Annotated in this window: 8 protein-coding genes; all 8 read right to left on the reverse strand. The window is 37.5% G+C overall.

The genetic code is table 11. The features are described from left to right. Positions 1-991: 991 nt before the first annotated feature. Entirely contained in the window at positions 992-4,132 is a 3,141-nt protein-coding gene (locus tag ACFINO_RS06905) for an autotransporter outer membrane beta-barrel domain-containing protein (RefSeq protein WP_375655304.1), read from the reverse strand. A 135-nt stretch (positions 4,133-4,267) separates the two neighbouring features. Then, positions 4,268-6,298 carry an autotransporter outer membrane beta-barrel domain-containing protein gene (locus tag ACFINO_RS06910; protein ID WP_375655305.1) on the reverse strand — a complete coding sequence of 677 codons (2,031 nt, stop codon included), beginning with the start codon at positions 6,296-6,298 and terminating at the stop codon, positions 4,268-4,270. Between the two features lie 140 nt (positions 6,299-6,438). After that, a complete protein-coding gene (locus ACFINO_RS06915; RefSeq protein ID WP_375655306.1) occupies positions 6,439-8,787 on the reverse strand; it encodes an autotransporter outer membrane beta-barrel domain-containing protein in 2,349 nt (782 codons plus the stop codon). 631 nt (positions 8,788-9,418) lie between these two features. Then, on the reverse strand, positions 9,419-11,941 hold the full coding sequence (locus ACFINO_RS06920) for an autotransporter outer membrane beta-barrel domain-containing protein (protein ID WP_375655307.1): 2,523 nt from the start codon (positions 11,939-11,941) through the stop codon (positions 9,419-9,421). Between the two features lie 424 nt (positions 11,942-12,365). Beyond that, a complete protein-coding gene (locus tag ACFINO_RS06925) occupies positions 12,366-12,542 on the reverse strand; it encodes a hypothetical protein (RefSeq protein ID WP_375655308.1) in 177 nt (58 codons plus the stop codon). Positions 12,543-13,122: 580 nt separating this feature from the next. Next, positions 13,123-16,293 carry an autotransporter outer membrane beta-barrel domain-containing protein gene (locus tag ACFINO_RS06930; RefSeq protein WP_375655309.1) on the reverse strand — a complete coding sequence of 1,057 codons (3,171 nt, stop codon included), beginning with the start codon at positions 16,291-16,293 and terminating at the stop codon, positions 13,123-13,125. 882 nt (positions 16,294-17,175) lie between these two features. Beyond that, entirely contained in the window at positions 17,176-20,784 is a 3,609-nt protein-coding gene (locus ACFINO_RS06935; protein WP_375655310.1) for an autotransporter outer membrane beta-barrel domain-containing protein, read from the reverse strand. Positions 20,785-21,418: 634 nt separating this feature from the next. After that, the coding region (locus ACFINO_RS06940) for an autotransporter outer membrane beta-barrel domain-containing protein (protein WP_375655311.1) at positions 21,419-24,445 on the reverse strand (3,027 nt) is incomplete at its 5' end.

Below are 24,445 nucleotides of genomic sequence, written 5' to 3' on the forward strand. Positions count from 1 at the left end.
ATAATGAAGATTCCGCATTGTTTCACGCTTTTTTATTGTGTTTTTTACTGCGGGCATGTCCTTCATGCACGACAAAATACTCAAAATAGAATGGATTTGTTATTCCTAATTCACGGCCTTGTTTTAAAGAGATATCTAAGCTCTCAAGTCTATTTCGTGATGGTGTTTGTGGGGCGGTGTAACGATATCTTTGATGCAACGGTGCTTGTGAATGGTATAATAAAAAAGTTTCTATGGAAATAATATAAAATCTATAGGGTGCGACCATCTTTATGCTTAATAAAAGAGCAAGTTGATATTGTTATATTTTTCAACACTGTCATATTCTTTGTTTGATCCCAATGTTGCTCCAGCCCTTGGCACTTGAGATAGTTCATTAGAGGCATTTTTAATCCTTTCTTAATAGTTTTTTATCCCTATGGCTCTTCCCCCTTGTCACTTGTAAGAGATATGGTTTTTGTTGATTCAACATGGAACAGGTCTAAAATGAAAGAATCTGACGATATTCTGGATTCTCATTTAACATGGAAAACAATTAATTGTCTTTATAAATCAATATCTTGTCTTATAATGGAGCTGCTGTAGCATTGAGATTTTAGAGGAAAAACATACCTTTAAGAATTTAAACCAGATGCTAGTCTTTATAGCAGGTATATTAAATGTACATCATCTAAAATAAATGGAGCGTCCACAGCGAAGAAGGGGCTGATTTTTTTTAAATCCGCATGAATGCTTATTCTGTTGTGCTGTAAAAACATCATCGCTTGAGGTGTGGTGATAATATAAGACATAAAATTTTATGCATGGGGTATTTTGATGAGAGAATGTTATGGTATTCAGTTTTTTATTCAATATGCAAAAGAAATATTATAAGTCAAAATCTTCTTTGATGTGATAATGATTTTTGAGAATTAAAAAAAATATATAAATTTAAATAAAAAAGCAGCACTTTGTGCTGCCTTTTTTATTTAAGTTAAAATTAACTTCTGCTTTAGAAACGATAACGTATCCCGCCAGAAAAATTGGTGCCAGATACACCGGCTTTTTGCAGTTTTTGCCGATAGCTGATATCGGCGTTTAGTACGATATTTTGAGAAAGATATGCATTCACCCCCATGCCTCCCTCAACTGAAGAGCCGGTAGGATCAACATGAAAGGTATCAGCAATTTTTATTGTTTTACCATCGCCAAAAGTTCTGATAACATTCATTTTACCATAGAAGGAAACAGCCTTGTTTTCTTCAACAGCCATTATCGTTTTTGTTAAACGTCCACCAAAACGGATCAACCATTGATGTGGATTGCCCATGTCTACTTTTAAGCCATTGGTATCTGAGAAAATATCAAACATGAGATTTTGATAAATGAATTGAGCTTGTGGTTCAAAGACAAGCCCTTTTGTATCGGTTGCTAATTTCTGACCAATGGTTGCAGATATATTAAGCATCTCGGTACCATCTAATTTTGCGGCATTCCCAACAAGAGCTGTGGTAATATTTCCTTTTAAGGTTCCGTAAGAAAGAAGAGCGTTGACATATATACCATTGCTATGCTGGATGCCGCTATAAGCGGTAAGTGACCATTTATCAAGCGTTGTCTTTTCAGAATCTTGCATCTCTTTTGGCGTAAAGGCAAGCTTTCCGTACGTTCCTAAAAGACCAAAATATGCGCTTATGTCTTTGCTTTCTAAGGCGGCTAATATGCCTCCTAATTGTAAGGCAGTATAGTTTACATCAGCACCATAACCATAGTGCAGTGGATCGCGGTTGGAAGATAGGGTGACCTTCTCGCCGTAGGAAGAGAAAAAGATACCATTCTTTTTATTGTCTTTTGCCCCAAATACTGTTGTGCGCATATTGTCTAACAACGTGTTTTGATTGTTTACATCAGTAAATCCAGCAGAAAATAAAGTATTAGATATGGTTAAATAGTTTGCTACCTGTGGTAAAAGGGCTCGAACTTTTTTGTCTTTATCAATGTAGGCATTCTGTAAGCGGAAATCCCAGAAATCACTATTCTTCTTGCCAAAAAGATTTTGGCTCTCATGAGATGTTCCAGGCTTATAGCCTGTGAGTACATATTTATAAGGTTGTTTCCCTATTGTCATATAGTTTCCTGCTAACGTGAAGGAATTTTCGTTTGCTTGTCCGGAAACTTGAATGATTGAAATCCCATGTGTCCCTAAAGGAAGAGAAGCCATCTTCTCTGCCCAAACAGCAGAGCTATCGGTTTGGAGATTGATGTGAACAACAGTACTTCCTGAGACATCACCATTAATCACAATGCGATCAGTTTGTTGTTCCGTGATAGGAGAATGTTTATCCCATTGAGTGTTTACATAAATCTCTGCAAGACCCGCTGTACTATAAATCGCTGCTGTGTGAGTTGTTTCGTCTTCTTGCGAAAGATTAGGTCCTATAAACAGAGTTTGATAATGTCCCTCAATGGGCTTGTCAAACATAATAGCACTGTTTGTAAGGTGCAATTCAGAAAGATTAGAGTATGATTTTTCATCAACACCAAACTGTCTATAGTCATTTAAAATATTATCATTATTTGTGGCATTTTTATTCGCCTTTAAAAGCCATTTCGTCCTCTCTTTTAGATCAAAAACTGTTCTATTATCTTTAGAAGTTCTTACCCGACCTTCTAAAGAAGAGTGGTCTGCAACTAATGTAATGGTGTTTGTGGAGGCACTTTCGTTCTTGATATTTTTTAATAAAATATCGGCATGAACTTCTGAATTTTTAAGGTTGACTTTCCCGTTTACGCCTGTTCCATAAAGGTTGATACCGCTACCATGTTCAACGAAAAGCTTTGTATTCTCTAGGGTTACTTTATCAGCAATATTGGCTACATCTTGTTCTTGAACGGCATTGGTGTTCCTTTCAGCATTGCGTGTATATCGTTTTCTAGGGGCATTATACGGATTGTTGCGGAAAATAATACCGTCTGCTTCATAATTTCCCGTGACATGGACGCTTGAATCCTTAAGTTTGATTGTGCCCTCCATGTTTACCAAACCAGCTGTTTCTGCTGTTACAGTAATGCCTGTAGCATCAATTTCTCCACCATCTGATACGCTTAGTGCAACAAAACGCGCATCAACTGTTCCTCCTATCATATTGACTTTTGAATTATTTCCCTCTGCATGTACAGCAAAACCATTGTCTTGAATTTTTTTGTTATGTAGCGTTATGATCTTACCGTTTTTAGCTTCAACTCCAGCGCTTATATCCTCAATTTGTGTAGACTTTTCAGGTTGTTTTATTGGTGATATTGGTTTTTCAATCTCTGATTTTTCAGACATTTTTTGTGCAGATGAAGATTGCACTGGCGCTGGTTTTGCAGATTTTCGTGGTACCAGTAATGTTGGTTTTTCAGTTTCTACTCTTAAAGATATTGGCTGTGCGAGTTCTGGTTCATTAGATGTTGGTATTTGCTCTGTTGTTGGTTTTGTAGGTTCCGTTCTTGTAGGTTCAGACTTTGTAAGTGCTGGTTGTAAATTCGGTGAAGGTTGTGTAGGTTCTGGCTGTGAAGACACAGCAGAATTCGATAGTGTTTTTTCGCTGGAAGAGTCTGCAGAAGAGGAGGGCGCCCCTGAACGTCTTCTAGATTTTGCTTCCATTCCTGTTGTTGAAGATTGTATAATAGGAGTGTTTTGTGTTGTAGGGTTAGATTGTACACCTTCTGTAACTTTAGTCTTTGGTGTTTGTGTACTTCCTTGACTAAGATCAGAGTTTTGTTTTGAAGAAGAAATTATATTTCCAGCTGAATTTCCTTCAAGTTGTGTTTTGGGAGGTAGAGTGCTTGTAGAAGTAGGCGTTGTAAGTTTACTTTCTGTAGAAATAGGGCTTACGCTCGTTCTTGTGGAGCTAGGTGCTGTAGGGGGAAGGAGGCCATTAGGGGTTGAAGATGGATATGATGGCATAACTTGCCCGATTCCATCATATAGATCTTTATACGGATCAAAAACTCCGGATAGATTTATTTGTGACTTGACACGAGCAGGTTGTAGAGAAGAAGAATCTATCGTTGTTGATGGATTTGTACTATGAATAGTATAAGACATACTGGTGGAAGAACAAAACAGAACTCCGGAAACTGTGTATAGTAAGAAGCTTTTTTTCATATGGATGTATTCCTAAAATATTTCCCCCTCTCTCATAAAAAGTAAAACTTTGACCTCATTATGTCTCTTTTGTAAGAGACAAAACGAAACATAATGAGATCTCTTCATATTTCAAGATAAGGAATACAAGTATTTTTAAAAGTGATAGCGTATTCCAGCGGAAATATTTATTGCAGAGATGCCAGCTTTTTTGAATTTATGTTGATAGCTGAGATCACTATGAAGCTGAATATTTTGTGATAAGTGTGTGTGAATACCAAAACCACCTTCGATTAAAGATCCCATAGCTGCAAGCTGAAAATTTTTACTAAAAGTTTTGATCATGTTCAGTTTGCCGTAGAAAGAAACAGCATGTCCTTTGTTTTGCGTTAAACGTCCGCCAATACGGAGCAGCCATTGATAAGGATTACTTATGTCTATTTTAGAGTTATCGTCATCTGAGAAAGAGCTCCTATCTGATAAAGAACCAAGCATGAGACGTTGATAAACAAGTTGTGCTTGCGGTTCTAGGATTACACCTTCCAAACTGGTTGAGAGTTTTTGACCAACAGTTGCAGCGGCTCCTAATGTTTTACTATTCTTCACTTTTGAGGTATGTTTGATGAGAGCTGTAGCGTGATTTTCTTTGAAAATTCCATAAGAGAGAAAGGCACTTGCATAGATGCCACTGTCATGCTGAATATTTCCATATGCGGTGAGTGACCATTTATCAAACATATTTTTTTGAAAGCTCTCCTTGTTTTTAGGAGTAAAAGATAATTTCCCATATGTTCCGAAAAGACCAAAGTTGCTGCTGATATTTTGATCTTTTAGCGCTATTAGTGTTGCTCCTGCTTGCAATGCAGCATAGTGAATATCTGCTTGAACACCATCTTGTTCTGCTTGAACCTTGGAAGAAAAGGTGCTTTTATTGCCATAAGAGGATAAGAAAACGCCTCTTTCTGGATGATCTTTGGGTTCAAACATTGTTATTTGCATATTGTCTAACAAGATATTTTGATTGTTGACATCACTAAACCCAACAGCAAACATCGCAATAGGCATGACTAAAGAGCTTTCTTCTTGTGGTTTAAGAATTGTTCTTTTTGCTGTCCCATTAAGAGAAGTAGAAGTTTCAGTTGCTTTATCATCATCTGTAAGTTTAGAGGTGCTCTCTGTAGCCGCGGTAGCAGTATTTCCAACCTTTGGGAGCAAATTCATATGCGCTTTTGCTGATGTATTAAGAGTTGTTTTTGATGCTGAGGAAGTGGTGTTTGTTTGGGGATCAATATCAGATTGCGAATTTTCATTTATTTTAGGCTGTCTCATTCCATGATCTGTTCTTGTGAATGAACTGTCCTTGTGTTGGGCAGCAACATGAGCGGGTGGTAATTTATCACTAGCGCGTCTTTGTCTTGTGCTGGAGTCAATAAGAGGTTGTTTATTCTTTTCAGATGCAGGAGAGGTTGTCTCTCCTTTTTTCTTCACGTTGGTTATTCCATCGTTGTTCAAAGTCTCTAATACTGCTACTGCTTTGCGTAAAGTATTGGAAAGTTCCTTGTTTTGTCCTTGTAAAGCACTATCCACTTGTGCTGCTTTATGTAATATTTCTGCTTTATTTTGCAGTTCAAACCAATTATGATTGTCTTGGCTCACCGATTGTTGGCGCGCGGTATTAACACGCTGTTGATTATCAGCATCAAGGATTTTTGCTGCTTGCACGGCATCGGAAACTGCTTTGTCGTAGCCACGTAATAAATTTTCTCTTGTTTTTAATCGGTTCTGACGTAATTGTTCAAGGTATGCTCTGGCTTTCATCATATGTTGCATATCCAGATGGTGTTTGTTTGCCATGGCTTGGGTGCGTATATTATCCATTTCGCGGTTCACCACATTTATATGTGTACCAGAACTATAACGACCTGCACCTGCAAAAGAGCTGTTAATCGTATTTCTTACACGATCCATATGATTTTCAAGTGCTTGGTTGAAGTGCGAATTATCTTCCATCATGGCGCCAGAGGCTATCTTTTCAAGATTTTTTTCTGCTTGTGTTGGTGTGTTTATTAAATCAATGGCATGGCGTTCCTGGGGGCTTAGAGCAGAGGCGGTGCTGGTAGATGTGAAGTTAAAAGAAGAAAAAAATAAAGCACAAGCGGCTGTACATAACAAAAGATTCTTATGCATAGAGATGTTCCTTAAGATATTTTCTTTGTTTTGCTAAAAATGAACCACTTTTTGATACATTACGGTTTTTTGTAATGTAGTTAAGCAGCACTGTTTTCATCTCAGCGCTGCTTATGCGTCAAAATAGAGAGCTAAGATTTCTAAAAGCGATAACGCATTCCTCCGGAAAAATTAATTCCAGAGAACCCAGCTTTTTGAAGTTTATGTTGGTAATTAACGTCAGCATGAAGTGCGATATTTTTAGAAAGCTGCGCGTTAATGCCAAGCCCACCTTCAAGGGAAGAGCCCATAGAATCGAGATGGAAAGATTCCATAACATCAATAGCGCGCTTCTCACCAAAAGCTTTGATGACATTCAATTTACCATAAAAAGAAAGAAAACGATCTTTTTCAATAGGAAGTACTGTTTTTGTTAAACGCCCTCCAATACGGACCAACCATTGATGAGGGGGCTTTATATTAACTTGGAAGCCATCAATATCTGAAAGAGTGCCAAAGGCAATATGTTGATAAATAAGTTGTGCTTGTGGTTCAAAAGACAGCCCTTCAACACCAGTTGCTAGTTTTTGTCCAACGGTAGCTGATATATTTAATGTATCCGTATTGTTTAATTCTGTGGTGTTGCCGATAAGGGCTGTTGTAATATGTCCGTTTAAAATGCCGTAAGAGAAAAATGCATTAACATAGAGACCATTGTCATGGTGGAGATTCCCATATGCCGTAAAGGACCATTTATCCAGTATGCTTTTGTCAGAACCTTCCATGTCCTTTGGCGTAAAAGCGAGCTTTCCATATGTGCCTAAAAGACCAAGATTCGCGGTTATATTTTGATTTTCTAACGTTGTTAATGTCATGCCTGCTTGTATAGCAGCATAGTGAACATTAGCACCATAACCATATTCCAATGGACTACGGCTGGAAGATAACGTCATCTTGTTGCCATAAGTCGATAAAAATATCCCTTTTTGTTTATGACCTTCTAATCCAAAAACTGTTGAGTGCATATTATCTAACAGTGTATTTTGATTGTTTATATCAGCCAAGCCAGAGGAGAATATTGCATTATGCATAACCAAATAGCTTGCCATTTGAGGAACAAGAGCTTTGATTTTTCCTTCATCATCAAGAGTCGCATTTTGTAGACGGAAATCCCAAAACTCTTCACTTTCTTGCAAGAGACTTTGCTGTTTGTCAGCTCTCCCACGGCTGGATGTTGGTCCATAGCCATTTAATACATATTTATAGGGCAATCCATCCATTGTAGTGTAGCCATTTGCCAGCGTGAAGGCGGCTTCCTCTGCTTTTCCAGACACCTGAACAAGTGAGAGACCACGCGCATTCAAAGGAATTGAAACTTCATCATTATCGAATGGTTCTGCACGCTTTGAAAGATTGTTGAAATAGATCGTTGTGGTGCCTGAGACATTACCATGAACGAGAACACGGTCAGTTTTTTGTTGTTCTTTTATAAGACCATTACTCCATTCGGTATTAAAGTAAATCCTTGCGTTGCCCAATGCATTGTAAACCGTTGTTGCATCGGAGCTTCTGTTTTGCTCTGCTTTCGCAGCTTCAGCTGTTGGCTGTTTTCCCACATGCAAGGTTTGATACTGATTATCTGCTAGTTTATGCGGCGCATTAAATATAATAGAGCTATTATTAAGGTTCAATACTGAGACAATAGATTGTGCACGTTGTTTAATATCAGTGAGCAAGTATCCTTTAGACCTGTCAAATTCTTTGTCTACTTCAAATTGACTAATCTTTAGGGACCACTTGCTGTTATTGTTGAGAGTAAAAATCGTTGTATTTTGAGGTAAAGTCTTTGCTCGTCCTTCTATAATCGAATTGTCAGCGCTTAATATAAAAGTGCGAGGATCGATATCTTTTGAGTTTTCTGGGATTTTATTTTTTAATAATATATCAGAACGAATTTCTGAACTTTTAAGTTCTACCTCAGCAACAGATTTTGCATAATCTGGTCCTAGAATACCAATACCATTTTCAACAAGAAGTTTTGTGTTGGTAAGAATTGCTTTATTGATAACTTTTTCGCCCTCTTTTACTTGGGAACTTGGGATGTAATCAAAAAGGATACCACGACTTTTGTGATGTCCGGAAACATTTATGATTGAATCTTCAATATGGATGATGCCGTTTGAAATTTCTAAACCACGGGAATTTGATTTTCCTACAGTTTTTTTAGCATGAATACGTCCACCTGTTGTTGCGGTAAATAAATTTGAGTCTGAACGCATTGTTGAATTTGTAATGGTGATAAAGGCTTTGTCATCAGCAACCACTGTTGTATATGCGCTGCGGATAAAAACGTTATTAAAGGTTTTTTCTTCTCCTGCTTTATCCGCACGAGCCATAACCATTGTAGGAGCTGATGTATTTGCATAAGTTGAACCGAAATGAGAAAAAATCAAAGTTCCAGCAATTGTACATAACAAAAAATTTTTCTTATAAATATATTTCTTACACATAGATATGCCTTTAGTATTTGGTATGCTTTGATGCTTACTTCATTCCCCTGATGGCGCAAGTACCCAGACAGTTTCTATATCATTATGTTTTTATTGTAAACAACAAAACGAAATATTGCGTCCTGTTCTTTATCGTTTAAAAATGATTTTAGAAGAGTTTTTAAAATAGAGATTGCAGTTAGCAACTATGAATTGCAGAAAAGCTAATTTAATAAGTCTTCCGTTTAAAAGTGTTAAGAAACAAAATATTTTGCAAGGATGTTTGTTGCTTAAGGCTGTTGTTATGGAAACTCTACAAAGTTTTTGGAGAAGCTGTTGTTGTGTGCTTACAAAAAGCTTTTAATTGATTTTCTTACACAGAGAATTATTTATTACGTGTTTTAAAATACAAAAAAAATTTATTAAAAGCATTTGATTTTTATAAATCAAAAAGGCAGCTCTTTTGAGAATTCAGTATTCATTCAGAGATAACAGATTTTGTTACATTTGGTTTGAGTGAGATTAATTGGCTCAAGAAAGGTGGTAGAAAGAATCGTTATTGACGCTTCTTTCCGATAGATTGTAAAAAGGCAGCATATTTGTACTGCCTTTTATTAAAATGAATAGAATATAAATTGTTTTTTGCTTTTTCTTAAAACTGATAGCGTATTCCGCCTGAAAAGCTTGCTCCAGATATACCAGTTTTTTGAAGCTTATATTGATAGTTAACATCAGCATAAAGTGCGATATTTTGTGATAATTGTGCATTTACACCAAGTCCACCTTCAAGGGCAGCTCCCATAGAATCAAGGTGGAATGGTTCACCAATCTGTATCGTACCATTGTTAGAAAAAGCTTTAACAACGTTTAGTTTACCATAGAAAGAAAGAATACCGCCGTTTTCAATAGAAAGCTTCGTTTGCGTTAAGCGTCCACCAACACGCACTAAGTATTGATAAGGATTTCCCATATCTACATCAAAGCCATCGACATCTGAGAGTGTGCCAAGCACGAGGCGTTGATAAACAAGTTGTGCTTGTGGTTCAAAGACCAATCCTTTCCTACTGGTTTCGAACTTTTGTCCAATGGTTGCTGATGCACTGAATGTATCAGCATTTTTCAATTCTGCAGTCTTTCCTATGAGAGCTGTGGTGATATCTCCCTTGAGCATTCCATAGGAGAAGAGTGCATGGATGTATATCCCATTATTATGGCGCAGCCCACTATATGCAGCAATTGACCATTTATTGAGTGTACTCTTGTCAGCACCTTCCATGTCTTTAGGGGTGAAAGCTAATTTCCCATATGTCCCTAAAAGACCAAAATTGGTGGTCATATTTTGATCTTCTAGAGCTGCTAATGTAATGCCTGCCTGTAAAGCTGCATAGTGAATATCGGCACCATAGCCATATTGTAATGGCGTACGGTGAGAGGATAATGTCATCTTATTTCCATAAGTCGAGAAGAAGACTCCTTTGTTTTTATGATCTTTTGTATCAAAGGTGTTTTCCTGTATCGAGTTGAGTAAAGTGTTTTGATTGTTTATATCAGCCAGTCCAGCTGAGAATAGTGCGTTAGGCATGGACAAATAGCTTGCCACTTGAGGAACGAGAGCTCTGATCTTTCCTTCATTATCGAGAGTCGCATTTTGCAAGCGAAAATCCCAGAAATTCTGATTTTTTTCCAAAATGTTTTGTGCGTTGTTTGCTTGTCCAAGGGATGATGAACCGGTATTTTGCGCTTCTTTCTCTTTTGGTGAAACGCCTTCAATCATTTTTCCTAATGCTGATATCGTGTAGATTGTGTAGTCTTTGAGGGTATTTTCTTTTGATTCTTGTGATATTCCGCTAAAATGACTTTGTGTGCTATCGGCTGTCCCATGGCTGGATGTTGGACCATAGGCTTTGAGTATATATTTATAAGGCAAGCCCCCCATTGTGGTGTAGCCGTGTGCAAGTTTGAAGGAATCTTCATTTGCATTCCCAGAAACTTGAATGAGTGAAAGACCACGCATATTCGAGGAAACAGAATCTTCAGCTTTTAATATCTCACCTTTCGCAAGGTTCTTGATATGGACTGTTGTGCTGCCTGATACATCACCATGAATAAGGAGGCGGTCAGCTTTTTGCTGTTCTTTTACTAGACCATCACTCCATTCAATATTAAAATAAATTTTTGCATCGCCTGTGGCATTGTAAACTGTATTATAAGTGCTTTCTATATCGGGGATTGTACTTCCCTCAGGTCTACGAACCTCAGCTGTTCGCCCTACATACAAGGTATGATAATGATCTTTTTCCCGCCCTTGTGGTGTCTTAAATATGATAGAACTATTATTAAGATTCAGTACTGAAACGGTAGAAAGGGCTCGTTGTTTAATATCACTGAGCTCATAGTTAAACACATTAAAGTCAGTATCGACTTCCTCTTGAGAGGTCTTTAAGTACCATTTGCTCTTGTTATTCAGAGTCAAAACCGTTGTATTGACTTTTAAAGTTCTTGCTCGTCCCTCTATTGTTGAATTATCAGCGGTTAATGCTAAAGTTACAGGAAGAGTATCGTTGTCATAATATTTACGTTTCGTTTTATTTCTCAATAATACGTCAGATCGAATTTCTGAGTCTTTAAGTTGAACTTCAGCAACGGCTCTTGAGCAGTAGGGACCAAGAATACCGGTACCGTTTTTCACAAGAAGTTTTGTATTGCTAAGAACAACCTTATTGACAACTTTTTCTCCACTTTTCAGTGAAGAATCTTTTGTTTCATAAAAAACGATACCACCGGCACCTCCTCGTTGGACGGTTATGGTTGAATCTTCAACGTTGATTATACCATTCTTTGTTTCTAAACCTTTGTACACTGTATTTGCTTTAATTTCTTTAGCATGAATGCGTCCACCTGTTGATACAGAAAGTGCAGACATTTCCGTGTGTATTGTTGATTTTACAATTGTGATAGCTGCTTTATCATGCGCTAATATTCCAGGTCCTTTATCGCGGACAAGAACATTATTTAAAGTCTTTTCTTCTCCCTTATTTAATTCAATCTTCCCCAAAATTCCAGGAGTTTCAGGAGCCAATGTATTTGCATAAGTTGAACCGAAATGAGAAAAAATCAAAGTTCCAGCAATTGTACATAACAAAAAATTTTTCTTATAAATATATTTCTTACACATAGATATGCCTTTAGTATTTGGTATGCTTTGATGCTTACTTCATTCCCCTGATGGCGCAAGTACCCAGACAGTTTCTATATCATTATGTTTTTATTGTAAATAACAAAACGAATTATATTGATGGTGTTCTCTATGATTTGAAGTTTTGCTTCAGAAAAACTTTTTTCATGATCATAAAAAGTTGAGAAAAGTGGATTTCATAAAACCTAGCTTGGTTAAGCTTATGCTAAAAGCACTATGAAGTATGATATTTAAAAATTGTCTATTAAAGATAATCGCTATAAAAGCTCTATAGTGTTGAGATGTATTATTTGATGCACTAACCAAAACGATCAGCAAATTTTTTCTGCTATAAGAAGAAGAGATGAGGGGGCTATTCACAGGCTTTCTTTAAAAGAGACTTTTCCTTAAGGGGTACCAAAGCTCATTTTGCTACGATGGTCATGAATGCTATAACGTTAAAGCCATAGAGTCCCATCATCTTTACGCTTACGAAGGAGTAAGCCGATACCTTTACGCTTAATAAAAGAGCAAGCCCATCACACACTTTGCCAGCTCCCAATGTTTTTGTGACAAGCCCTTGGCACTTGAGGCAGTTCATGAGAGGAATTCTCAGGTTTTTCTTATATAACTTTTCTCCACACGCCAGCCCTGCTTGTAACGTGCAAGAAAATTTTTAATTGATTCAACATAAAACAAGTTTGAAATGAGAGAATCCTACGATATTAGGGACTCTCATTCAACATGGAAAATAAAGAATTATCTTTATAAATCAATATACTGTATGGAATGAGAGGGATAAGCATTGTCAAAATGGTTTGCCTAAAAACGGTACATGGACATATAAATGAATCCTTACAGGGTGCTGTTAAGCTAATGGATTGAAGAAACAGGAGGATAAACATAGAAAAGGTATGAAGAGAGAGTTTCTTTTATCATTATCTTTTCCAATGTAGTCTTCTTTTTATTATCTAAAAATACACTTTGCTTAGCTTTATAGACAAATTCGATAATGAATATGCCGCGTGACTCGTGTAAATAGGAGGGAAGGAGATTATTGAGGAGAAAAGAAAAAAGTTTCAGGGGATAAGAATAGTAGCTTACATAGATTAAAAAGGCAGTATGTATACTGCCTTTTTTGTTAAATTGAATAGAATGAATAGGCTATTTACAGCCTTTCCTTAAAACTGATAGCGTATCCCTCCTGAAAAGTTTGTTCCGGATATACCAGTTTTTTGCAGCTTTTTTCGATAGTTTATATCACCATGGAGGGCTAAACTGCGAGACAATTTTGCATTGATGCCAAGCCCACCTTCAATAGAAGATCCTGTAGGATCAAGGGGAAAGGTGTCGCCAATCTGTACTTTACCATCATCACCAAAAGTTTTGAGAAAGTTCACTTTTCCATACAGAGAAATGACACGGTTCTTTTCTGTGGAGGTAGTAGTTTTTGTCAAACGTCCACCAATGCGTACTAACCATTGATAAGGTTCACCGATATCAACTTTAAGATTATCAGCATTAGAAAAGGCATTAAAGATTAGACGCTGGTAAACAAGTTGCGCCTGGGGTTCAAACGTGAGGGCTTTAATACCCGTTGTGAATTTTTGACCTATTGTTGTTGAGGCAATTAACATTTTTATATCATCGACTTTAGTGGTACTGTTAGCGATGGCTGTAGAGATATTTCCTTTCCAGATCCCATAAGAGAAGAGTGTATCCATATAGAAACCGCTATTATGCTCTATACCGCTGTAGGCTGTGACTGCCCATTTGTTAAGCGTACTCTTGTCTGCATCTTCTATATTTTGGGGGGTGAGGGATAATTGAGCATAGGTTCCGGTAAGACCCCAATATAGGATTGTATTTTGGCTCTTTTGTGCAGAAGCTGTAAAACCTGCTTGTGTAGCAGCATAGCGAATGTTTGTGTTATAGCCATATTGTTGTGACGATAGGGTTGCGATACTTCCATAGGAAGAGAGAAAGAATCCATTTTTTTTGACGTTATCTTCGATCCCTATAGCTGTTGTTCTCAGATCAGCTAACAGAGTACTTTGTTGAGCCATATCGATAAAACCAGCGTAGAAGAGAGCATTAGGTACGGCCAAATAGCTCGCTACTTGTGGTAAAATAAATTTCTGCAAACGGAAATCCCAGAAATTATCATTTTCTCCCAACAGGTTTAGTGTTTCATTTGCAGCACCATAGCTGGATGTTGGTCCATAAGCGGTAAGCCTATATTTATAAGGTGAACCAGTTGCTTGGATATAACCATTGGCTAATTTGAAGGAATTTTCATCTGCTTTCCCGGAAACTTGAATGAGCGAAACTCCACTGGTATTAGAAGAAGGGTGAAAAGCTTCTGTTATATTATTGCTATCTTTGAAATCACTCATAACATAAACTGTTGTTGTACCTAAGACATCTCCTTGGATCAGAAGTCGATCATTTTTTTGATCGATTATATCAGAGCTCTCAACAGATCCAACATTAAAAGAAATCTTTGCGTCACCAGAAGCATTGTAGACTGCTTGCGTGTCTGGTTTCCCAGAACCTATATGCAATGTATGATAATGGTTTTCTGTCGGCTGTTGAAAAACAATGGAACTATTGTCGAGATTAAGTATAGAAACATCAGAATGAGATCTTTGGGCAATATCAAGTAACTTGCCCGCATCATCTTTTTCTTTTGTGCTAGTGTTTACGAACCATGTTGTATCGTTTTTGAGATCGAAAGTTGTTCTGCTGTTTCCGTCATTTCTTACTCCCCCCTGTAAGAGAGAGTTTTCTGCGGTGAGTGTAAAGATTTGATCAGGTTTTGGCGTATCATGAGTTATACCCACGAATAACCTGTCGGCACTGATTTTTGAATCTTTGAGGTTGAGTTTACCATTTGATGAATTGTTGGCAACAATACCCGTTCCATCTTCGACAAAAAGGTTTGTATTGGTCAGGTTGATTCTTGAAGTCTGATCGTTTTTGGAGTCATCAATGCTTATCCCATTGCACTGTGCTTTCGCAGAAATATCTGTGACATCAATATATCCGGCATTTTCTGTCAACAGAGCACTTTTTTGCCCTTTTACAGTTCCTCCAGTCATTGTGATTTTAGATTGTTCACCATCTGCATGAAGCCCATTATTTTCAGATGTTACTATAACATTATCATTTAAAGTAATTGTGCTGCCTTGCTTGGCTTGTACCTCACCGCCAAAGGAACCGCCGTCCGTTACTGTTATTTGGGAATTATCATTAGCCAAGAGAGTCTTTTGTGCGTTCTTAACGGTGATATTTTTTAAAGTAACCGTGCTTTCCTTATCAGCACTTACACCTGTGGTTATCGGTTTATCATCGCTGCTGCTTGTTATCACGACATTTTCTAACTTGTTGTTGTCACTCTTGCTGTTTTCAAAAGAAGCCCCTGTCTCGGAAACAGTGATAGATCCTCCTGTCATTTGGATGATACCATTGTCTTTTGCCTCAAGTCCGATTGCAGCTTCTTTAATTGTTGTATTGCCATGCAATTCAATTGTACTGTTGGGGCCGTTAGCCCATGCACCTTTTCCATTGCCATCTGCCATTAGAGTGGTATCTATGCCATCAATATATCCACTATTTGCTGCAACTAATGCATTTTTTTTCCCAGTTACAGTTCCCCCAATCATCGTGATTTTGGATTGTGCACCATTTGCATTGAGGCCATATTCATCAGAGGACACTGTAACATTGTTCTTTAAAGTAATTGTAGAGCCTGTACCAGCGTATATTCCATGCTCTTTTGCATTAAAGTATCCTCCTGATACCGTTGTTTGAGAATTATCCAACGCTTCTATACCCACTTTTGCTTGAGTAACTGTTACGTTTTCCAAGATGACTTTACTTTCCTTATAAAGAGCTATTCCTTTTTCCATTAAGTCATCTTTACTGCTCGTTATTGTCACATTTTTCAGCTTGTTTTTATCACTTTTGCTATCTTCGAGAAATAAGCCTACTGTAGGAGCAATAATACCTACTGCATTCATTTTTATTATACCACCGTCTGTTGCCATCACACCGATTTCTTTAGCCTTAATCGTTGATTCTGATAAGTCAAGAAAGCTATTAGGTTCGATAATGCGTACAGTGCTCAACCAGTCGTCCTCCATGTTTTTGCTGTCGTGAATTATTGCTAAATTTTTTCCAATTATTCCACTACCTTTTATCACTATTATACCGCCAACAGTGAAGTTGGATGCTTCCTCAGTTATTCCATGAAAATTCATTAAGATTTTTTCGGCTTTTACATTAGTATGAGCACTAAACAGCGCGATTGTTGCAACAGCTGTACAGGATAGTAAAAATTTTTTAGACATGAAGATTTTCCTTAACTTATAAGCCTCCGCATATTCTCTCCCCGCTTATAAAAAGGATAAAGAACACACAATTTTCATCGGGAGGTTATATTATTTTAACTTTTATATAAAGTATTTATATAATTTTATTATTAAATAAAAAATATTATTTAATAATATAATATAATATAATATAATTTTATACTTTATTTATTTTTACATTTATATATTAAATTTATTATTTACTTGTATTCTATAATAAATTTTTATTAAATGGTTTTTTATTTTGTAAATAACTATGTAATTTATAATTTATAAAACAAATTATTAAATATAAACTATTATAATTTCAATCACATAATGAATTTAATATTTGTTTTCTGTATATCTAAAATATATTTATGTATATACTTAAATAATACTTATAATGATTGATAAAGCTTTAGCTCTTCTTTATGATTTCCTGAGCATTTTAGATAAATTGAGTACAAAGCATTGTGTTATGTTTGTTATGCCTGATTGGATTTTCTGCGCAAAAAGGTATTTTGCAGCAGATCTTCTGCCGTAAAGAGGTGAAGGGAATTCCTTTAAAGAAAAGCTAGTACATCTACTGCATGAAGAAGAAAGAGGTTTCTTTAAGGAATAAAAAGGACTTTAGCAGAAAAGAAAAGCAGGGTTTATTTACAAGAGGTAATATCAACAAAAGGGCTACATAATATTATAGAAAATTAAAAAAGCTGCACAATACAGAGTTGTGCAGCCTTTCTGTGCAAACGAACGGGAAAGCAACGCTCGCTTTTACACTTTTTTCAGTCTCATACGCTTGTACATGTGCTTTCCTTCTCATGTAGGGCACAGGCTGCTCTGCTTAAAATAAGAGGTTCCGAGAAGAATTTCCTTTCCTTAAAACTGATAGCGTATACCACCTGAAAAGCTTGCACCACTTATACCAGTTTTCTGAAGCTTTTGTTGATAACTTACATCACCATGAAGCGAGAAATTGTGAGACAGTTGCGCATTAATGCCAACGCCACCTTCAATTGCAGGTCCCATAGGATCAAGGTCAAAATCTCTGCCAATATGAATGGTACCATCATCACCAAAGGTTTTGATCAAGTTTACTTTTCCATAGAAAGACATCGGACGGTTGTTTTCAGTGGAAATGGTTTTTGTCAAACGTCCACCAACACGGATCAACCATTGAGAAGGATTTTTCATATCAACGGTAAAATTATCAGCATCTTCAATGGTATTAAACATCAAATGTTGATAGGCAACTTGTGCTTGTGGCTCAAAGGTTAAGCCTTCCATTCCGGTTGCAAATTCTTTGCCAACAGTGGTGGAGATACTTAACATTTTGGCATCGTTCAACTTCGCGGTATTGCCTCTGATGGCATTGGCGATATGCCCTTTTAGGATACCATAGGACAAGAGTGCATCGATGTAGAAACCACTGTTATGCTGTATACTGCCATAGGCTGTAATGGCCCATTTATCCAGCGTGTTCTTTCCTGCATCTTTCATGTCCTTTGGAGTGAAAGACAGCTGCCCATAGGTGCCTACAAGACCGAGATGTGTTGTGGTATTTTGCCCTTCAATTGCTGCCAATGTGACTCCGGCTTGGAGAGCAGCATAGCGGATATCAGCACCATAACCATATTTGAGAGGACCACGCTCAGAAGATAAGGTTCCTGTGTTTCCGTAAGTATAGAGGAAGAAACCGGTTTGTTTCTCCTCTTCTTTTCCTGAGACGGATGTTTTGATATTGGCTAAAAGTGCGTTTTGTTTAGCCATATCCGTTAATCCACTGTAGAAGAGAGCATTTGGCATGACCAAATAGCTTGCTGTTTGTGGTACAAGGGCAACGGTAGGGATATTTGTTTCAGGATCAGGATTTGAACCAGAATTGGAGCCAAGCAGCTCGGGTTGTAAACGGAAATCCCAGAAATTTTCATTCTTTTCATCAAAGAGGTTTTGTGCAACATCGGCTTGTCCATGGCTTGACTCTGGTCCATAGGCACGTAGTGTATACATATCCGGTAAGCCATCTCTTGTGGTATAGCCATTTACGAGTTTGAAAGAGTTTTCTTCTGCTTTTCCAGAAACTTGAATGAGTGAAAGACCACGGACATTGGCAGCAGCAGAGGTATTTGCTTCGATATTGTTCTCTTCTAAGCGCCCCGTGACATAAACTGATGTGTTGCCAGAGACATCTCCATGGATCAAAAGTCTATCGGTTTTTTGGTCATTTATTGCAGCACCATCACTCCAAGCCGTGTTGAAGTAAATCTTTGCATCACCCGTTGCGTTGTAGACTTCTTGCGTGTCTGGTTTACCAGAACCTATATGCAATGTTTGGTAGTGATCGTCTGTTGGTTTCTCAAAAACAATGGAGCTGTTATCGAGATTAAGCGTGGAAATATCAGAATGAGATCTTTGAGCGATATCAAGCAGATTGCCATCATCATCTTTTTCATGTTTGCTGATTTTCAACGTCCATGTTGTCTTATTTTTTAGATCAAAGTGCACATTTCTGTCTTTAGCAATATTCGCTCTGCCCTCTAAAGTAGACTGATCAGCGCTTAAGGTGAAGGTGCCGTTGGAGATCGCTTTAACCTTTTTATCATTCCAATAATTATCGGTTCCCCAAGATTTTGGATTTTCGAAAATACCATCTCCTAATAATACGTCGGCATGGATTTCTGAATTTTTGAGATTGACTGTACCGATTGACAAACCTTGAATATCTTCAATGTTATCGTTAGTAAAAGCTCCAACAAAAATTCCAGTACCATTTTCAGCATGAAGCTCTGCATTAGTTAGATTGATCTCACTACTTTGGTGTTTTTGTGGATCATCTGATTCATTTTTATCAATATCAGAGACAGCTAAGAACTGTAAGCCACTGATTCCTACTTTTGCAGAAACATCCGTTAGATCAATATGGCCGCCATTTATTACAACCATTGCAACTTTTTTTGCTTCTATTTTATTTTTCTTCCCATTCTGAAGGGCGTCGGATTGGGTATCTAGACTTTTAGAATTAGCATCAATAGCGCCATTAATCATCTTAATTGTGCCATCTTTACCAATAGCGAGACCAACATCAACATTTTGAATGGTTGTTTTGCCATTTAATTCAACTATACTATCAGCCTCCCAAGTGTTTACACCAACGGTTGCTGCTTCGGACTCACCACCGATTATTGTTAAATCTCCGCTAATGATTTTACTTCCATCCTCTGCATAAAGACCTTCATCAAAATTTTGAATGGTTGTTTTGCCCGTTAACTGAATTTCACTCCCAGAGCCTGCTGTCCATACACCAGATCGTGCTTCATTGGGGTTGTCATTAATTGCTTTACCACCGACTATTATTAAATCTCCGCTGGTAATTTTACCACCATTATAGGCTCCAAGACCGTACGAAACTTTTTCAAAGGTTGTATGCCCCTTTAATTGAATTTCACTATTAGGATTAATGGCTATTATACCAGAAGTGCCGTATTCTTGGTTTTCATAAGCAGTTATTGTTAAATCTTCGCTGGTGATTTTACCACCTTTTTCTGCTCTCAGTCCATCTCTAACTTTTTTAATGCTTGTTTTGCCTTTTAATTCAATTATGCTTCCAAAGCCATTGGCATTTACACCGTTTCCCAAGTTATCGGTTGTTAGAGTAACATCCGTAATTTCAATACGTCCACCATTTTCTGTAAGTAATGCGCCTTCATGTCCATTCAAATTTCCTCCTATGACAGCTCCTCCTTTCATTGTGATCTTGGATTCTATACCATCTGCATGGAGTGCATTACCATTAGATGATGCGACTGTAACATTGTTGTTTAAAGTAATGATGCTGCCATTTTGAGCAGATATTGCTGTATTTTTTGCACGAAATGATTCTCCAGAGATTGTTATTGTCGAGTGATCATCTGCAAATATGCCTTTTAGTGCTTGAGTTACGGTTACATTGTTTAAAATGACTGTGCTGTTTTTAGCACTTATTCCTAAGGATAGTGAACTGTTATCGTTTTCACTCGATATTACCACGTCTTCCAGCTTGTTTTTTTTACTCTTACTGTCAGAAAAGGAAGCACCAGTGCTAGATAAAATGCTAGATGAGGAGGACTCCATTCCAGAATATGTAATTGTTCCCTTAGTCATTTGAAGTGTAGCACCGTCTTTGGCTTCAAGGCCTAAGAAAATACCAGAACCAGTGCCTTTAATGGTTGTGCCGTCCAGTAACTCAATCGCACTGTTAGCACCTTCTGCTGTTACAGCATAGACGGTTTTGTTTGTGCCTTGGTTTATATCTTTATTCGTAACAATGGTTAAATGTTTTCCAATGATTTTGCCACCGTCTTTTGCGTGAATAGTTTCGTAGGTTTTATCGGATACTTCTTGTTGTTTTCCCTCAGAAACTACGAGGGTTTCAGCATGTGCACTGAACTGGATGTTGAACAGGATGATAGCGGCTGTAGCCGTGCATGATAAAAGGGATGTTTTATACACTAGTATTCTCCTTATGAGAGCCCCCAAATATTCATTTCCCCGCGAATTTCATAAGAAGAAGTGAAAATGGATAGTTGTTATTAATTTCAGTAATTGTCTTTATTTGGTAAGACATTTTTGGTTTTTTGTCAAAATTAAAAAATAATTGATATTAATTATCTCTAATACAAAATGTATTTATAATTGATTTTATTTAAAGAATTATAATTTTGAATATTATTATTCAGAGAAATATTGTGAGATACTGATATAGTGGTTTTTACGTGATGGTAGGGATTATTATATGACGCAAATTGGGGTTATGAGGGAAAAAAAGGATGTAGAAGAAGCTAGTAAAAAAGCTAACTTACTTGGGCTTAAAGTGGTTTTTCATCTTTCAATACAGTGGTATTAATTTATTTCTAATAGACTTCTCTTTTTTTCAAAGTAGGAAGTACTCTTCATCCACTGGGGATGGAAGTGCTCTGTTGCGTTTGTTGTGTCTTGTCTTGGAGATTTTCGTAAAGAACTAAGTATAAAGAGGGAAGGGTGCTTTAAAAGGAAAAAGGATGACTTTAATGTACAAAAAGGGCAGCATATTGTGCTGCCTTTTTGTTAAATTGAATAGAATGAATAGGCTATTTACAGCCTTGATTTAAAACTGATAGCGTATACCACCTGAAAAGCTTGCACCACTTATACCAGTTTTCTGAAGCTTTTGTTGATAACTTACATCACCATGAAGCGAGAAATTGTGAGACAGTTGCGCATTAATGCCAACGCCACCTTCAATTGCAGGTCCCATAGGATCAAGGTCAAAATCTCTGCCAATATGAATGGTACCATCATCACCAAAGGTTTTGATCAAGTTTACTTTTCCATAGAAAGACATCGGACGGTTGTTTTCAGTGGAAATGGTTTTTGTCAAACGTCCACCAACACGGATCAACCATTGAGAAGGATTTTTCATATCAACGGTAAAATTATCAGCATCTTCAATGGTATTAAACATCAAATGTTGATAGGCAACTTGTGCTTGTGGCTCAAAGGTTAAGCCTTCCATTCCGGTTGCAAATTCTTTGCCAACAGTGGTGGAGATACTTAACATTTTGGCATCGTTCAACTTCGCGGTATTGCCTCTGATGGCATTGGCGATATGCCCTTTTAGGATACCATAGGACAAGAGTGCATCGATGTAGAAACCACTGTTATGCTGTATACTGCCATAGGCTGTAATGGCCCATTTATCCAGCGTGTTCTTTCCTGCATCTTTCATGTCCTTTGGAGTGAAAGACAGCTGCCCATAGGTGCCTACAAGACCGAGATGTGTTGTGGTATTTTGCCCTTCAATTGCTGCCAATGTGACTCCGGCTTGGAGAGCAGCATAGCGGATATCAGCACCATAACCATATTTGAGAGGACCACGCTCAGAAGATAAGGTTCCTGTGTTTCCGTAAGTATAGAGGAAGAAACCGGTTTGTTTCTCCTCTTCTTTTCCTGAGACGGATGTTTTGATATTGGCTAAAAGTGCGTTTTGTTTAGCCATATCCGTTAATCCACTGTAGAAGAGAGCATTTGGCATGACCAAATAGCTTGCTGTTTGTGGTACAAGGGCAACGGTAGGGATATTTGTTTCAGGATCAGGATTTGAACCAGAATTGGAGCCAAGCAGCTCGGGTTGTAAACGGAAATCCCAGAAATTTTCATTCTTTTCATCAAAGAGGTTTTGTGCAACATCGGCTTGTCCATGGCTTGACTCTGGTCCATAGGCACGTAGTGTATACATATCCGGTAAGCCATCTCTTGTGGTATAGCCATTTACGAGTTTGAAAGAGTTTTCTTCTGCTTTTCCAGAAACTTGAATGAGTGAAAGACCACGGACATTGGCAGCAGCAGAGGTATTTGCTTCGATATTGTTCTCTTCTAAGCGCCCCGTGACATAAACTGATGTGTTGCCAGAGACATCTCCATGGATCAAAAGTCTATCGGTTTTTTGGTCATTTATTGCAGCACCATCACTCCAAGCCGTGTTGAAGTAAATCTTTGCATCACCCGTTGCGTTGTAGACTTCTTGCGTGTCTGGTTTACCAGAACCTATATGCAATGTTTGGTAGTGATCGTCTGTTGGTTTCTCAAAAACAATGGAGCTGTTATCGAGATTAAGCGTGGAAATATCAGAACGAGATCTTTGAGCGATATCAAGCAGATTGCCATCATCATCTTTTTCGTTTGTGCTGGTTTTTACAATCCATTGTGTATTGTTTTGCAAATTAAAGATTGTTTTAGGACTGTTAATAACTTTTGCTCTACCCTCTAATATGGAGTTATCAGAATTGAGTGTAAAAGCTAAATCATTTTCTTCAGCTGAAGCTTTGGTTACTAATAGAACGTCGGCACGGATTTCTGATTTTTTGCCAAGATTGACTGTGCCGGTTGATTCATCTACATTAATTCCAATGCCGTTTTTAATGTGAAGCTTTGCGTTGGTTAAATTGATTTCTGAGGTTGTATCTTCTTCAGGATTTTCAAATTTTATGCCATTTCTCTCTGCTGTTGCAAAAATATTTGTTGCATCAATTTGCCCACCGTTTTCAACAGTCAATGCTGCCTCTTTCCCCGTTATGTTTCCTTTCGTCATTGTGATGGTGGAATCTAGTCCACTTGCATGGAGCCCATAACCATTAGATGATGTAATTTGGGTATCATCGGTTAAAGCAATGGTGCTGCCACTCTCTGCGTTAATCCCTATATCGTTTCCAACAAATGATCCTCCTGATATTTTGATTTTAGAATGATCCATTGCATATACGCCGAATTTTGCATTTGTAATGTGTACATTTTTTAAAGTGACATTGCTTGCTTGGGAATTTAATCCTGTAAACACCACTGTTTCATCTTTTTGACTGCTCGATATTGTCACATCTTCCAACTTATTTTCATTGTTTTTACTGTCATAAAAGGTAGCACCAACTGTAGAAGTTGTAATAGTTCCTCCGGTCATTTTAATTATAGCATTTTTTTCTGCATAAAGCCCAAGAAAAGCATGATCAATTTCTGTTCCGTGCAATTCGATCATACTATTAGGTCCGCTGGCATTTGCACCAGCTCCACCACCTGTGGCTACTGAGAGAGAAACATCTGTAACATTAATATGTCCACCGTTTTCAGCAGTTAATGCTGCATAAATTCCTCCTTTAACTTTTCCTTTCGTCATTTTGATGGTGCCATTGTCTTTTGCTCGGAGCCCAGTGTTATCAGATGATGTAATTTTAGAATCATTTATAGTGATTGTGCTGCCGTTTTGCGCAAATATTGTTGCTTGTTTTGAATCAAATGAACCTCCAGAGACTGTTATTGTGGAGTTATTATTTGCAAATATGCCTGTTGTCGCTTTAGTGACGGTTACATTGTTTAAAGCAACAGTGCTTTTTTCGGCACTTATTCCTTTATCTATCAAGGCGTCATCTTTGCTGCTCGATATTTGTACATTTTCCAGCGTGTTTTTATTTTCATCACTTCCGCTAGCGTTGAAAAGAGCACCTATTTGAGATGCTTTAATGGAACCACCGGTCATACTGGCTGTAGCTGCATTTTGTATATCAAGTCCGTTTGCAACTTTTTCAATGGTTGTTGTGCCTTTTAATGTAATGACGCTGTCAGCGCCATCGGCTTTTGCGCCAGT

Source organism: Bartonella sp. AA83SXKL (assembly GCF_042196965.1).
Classification (GTDB): Bacteria; Pseudomonadota; Alphaproteobacteria; order Rhizobiales; family Rhizobiaceae; genus Bartonella.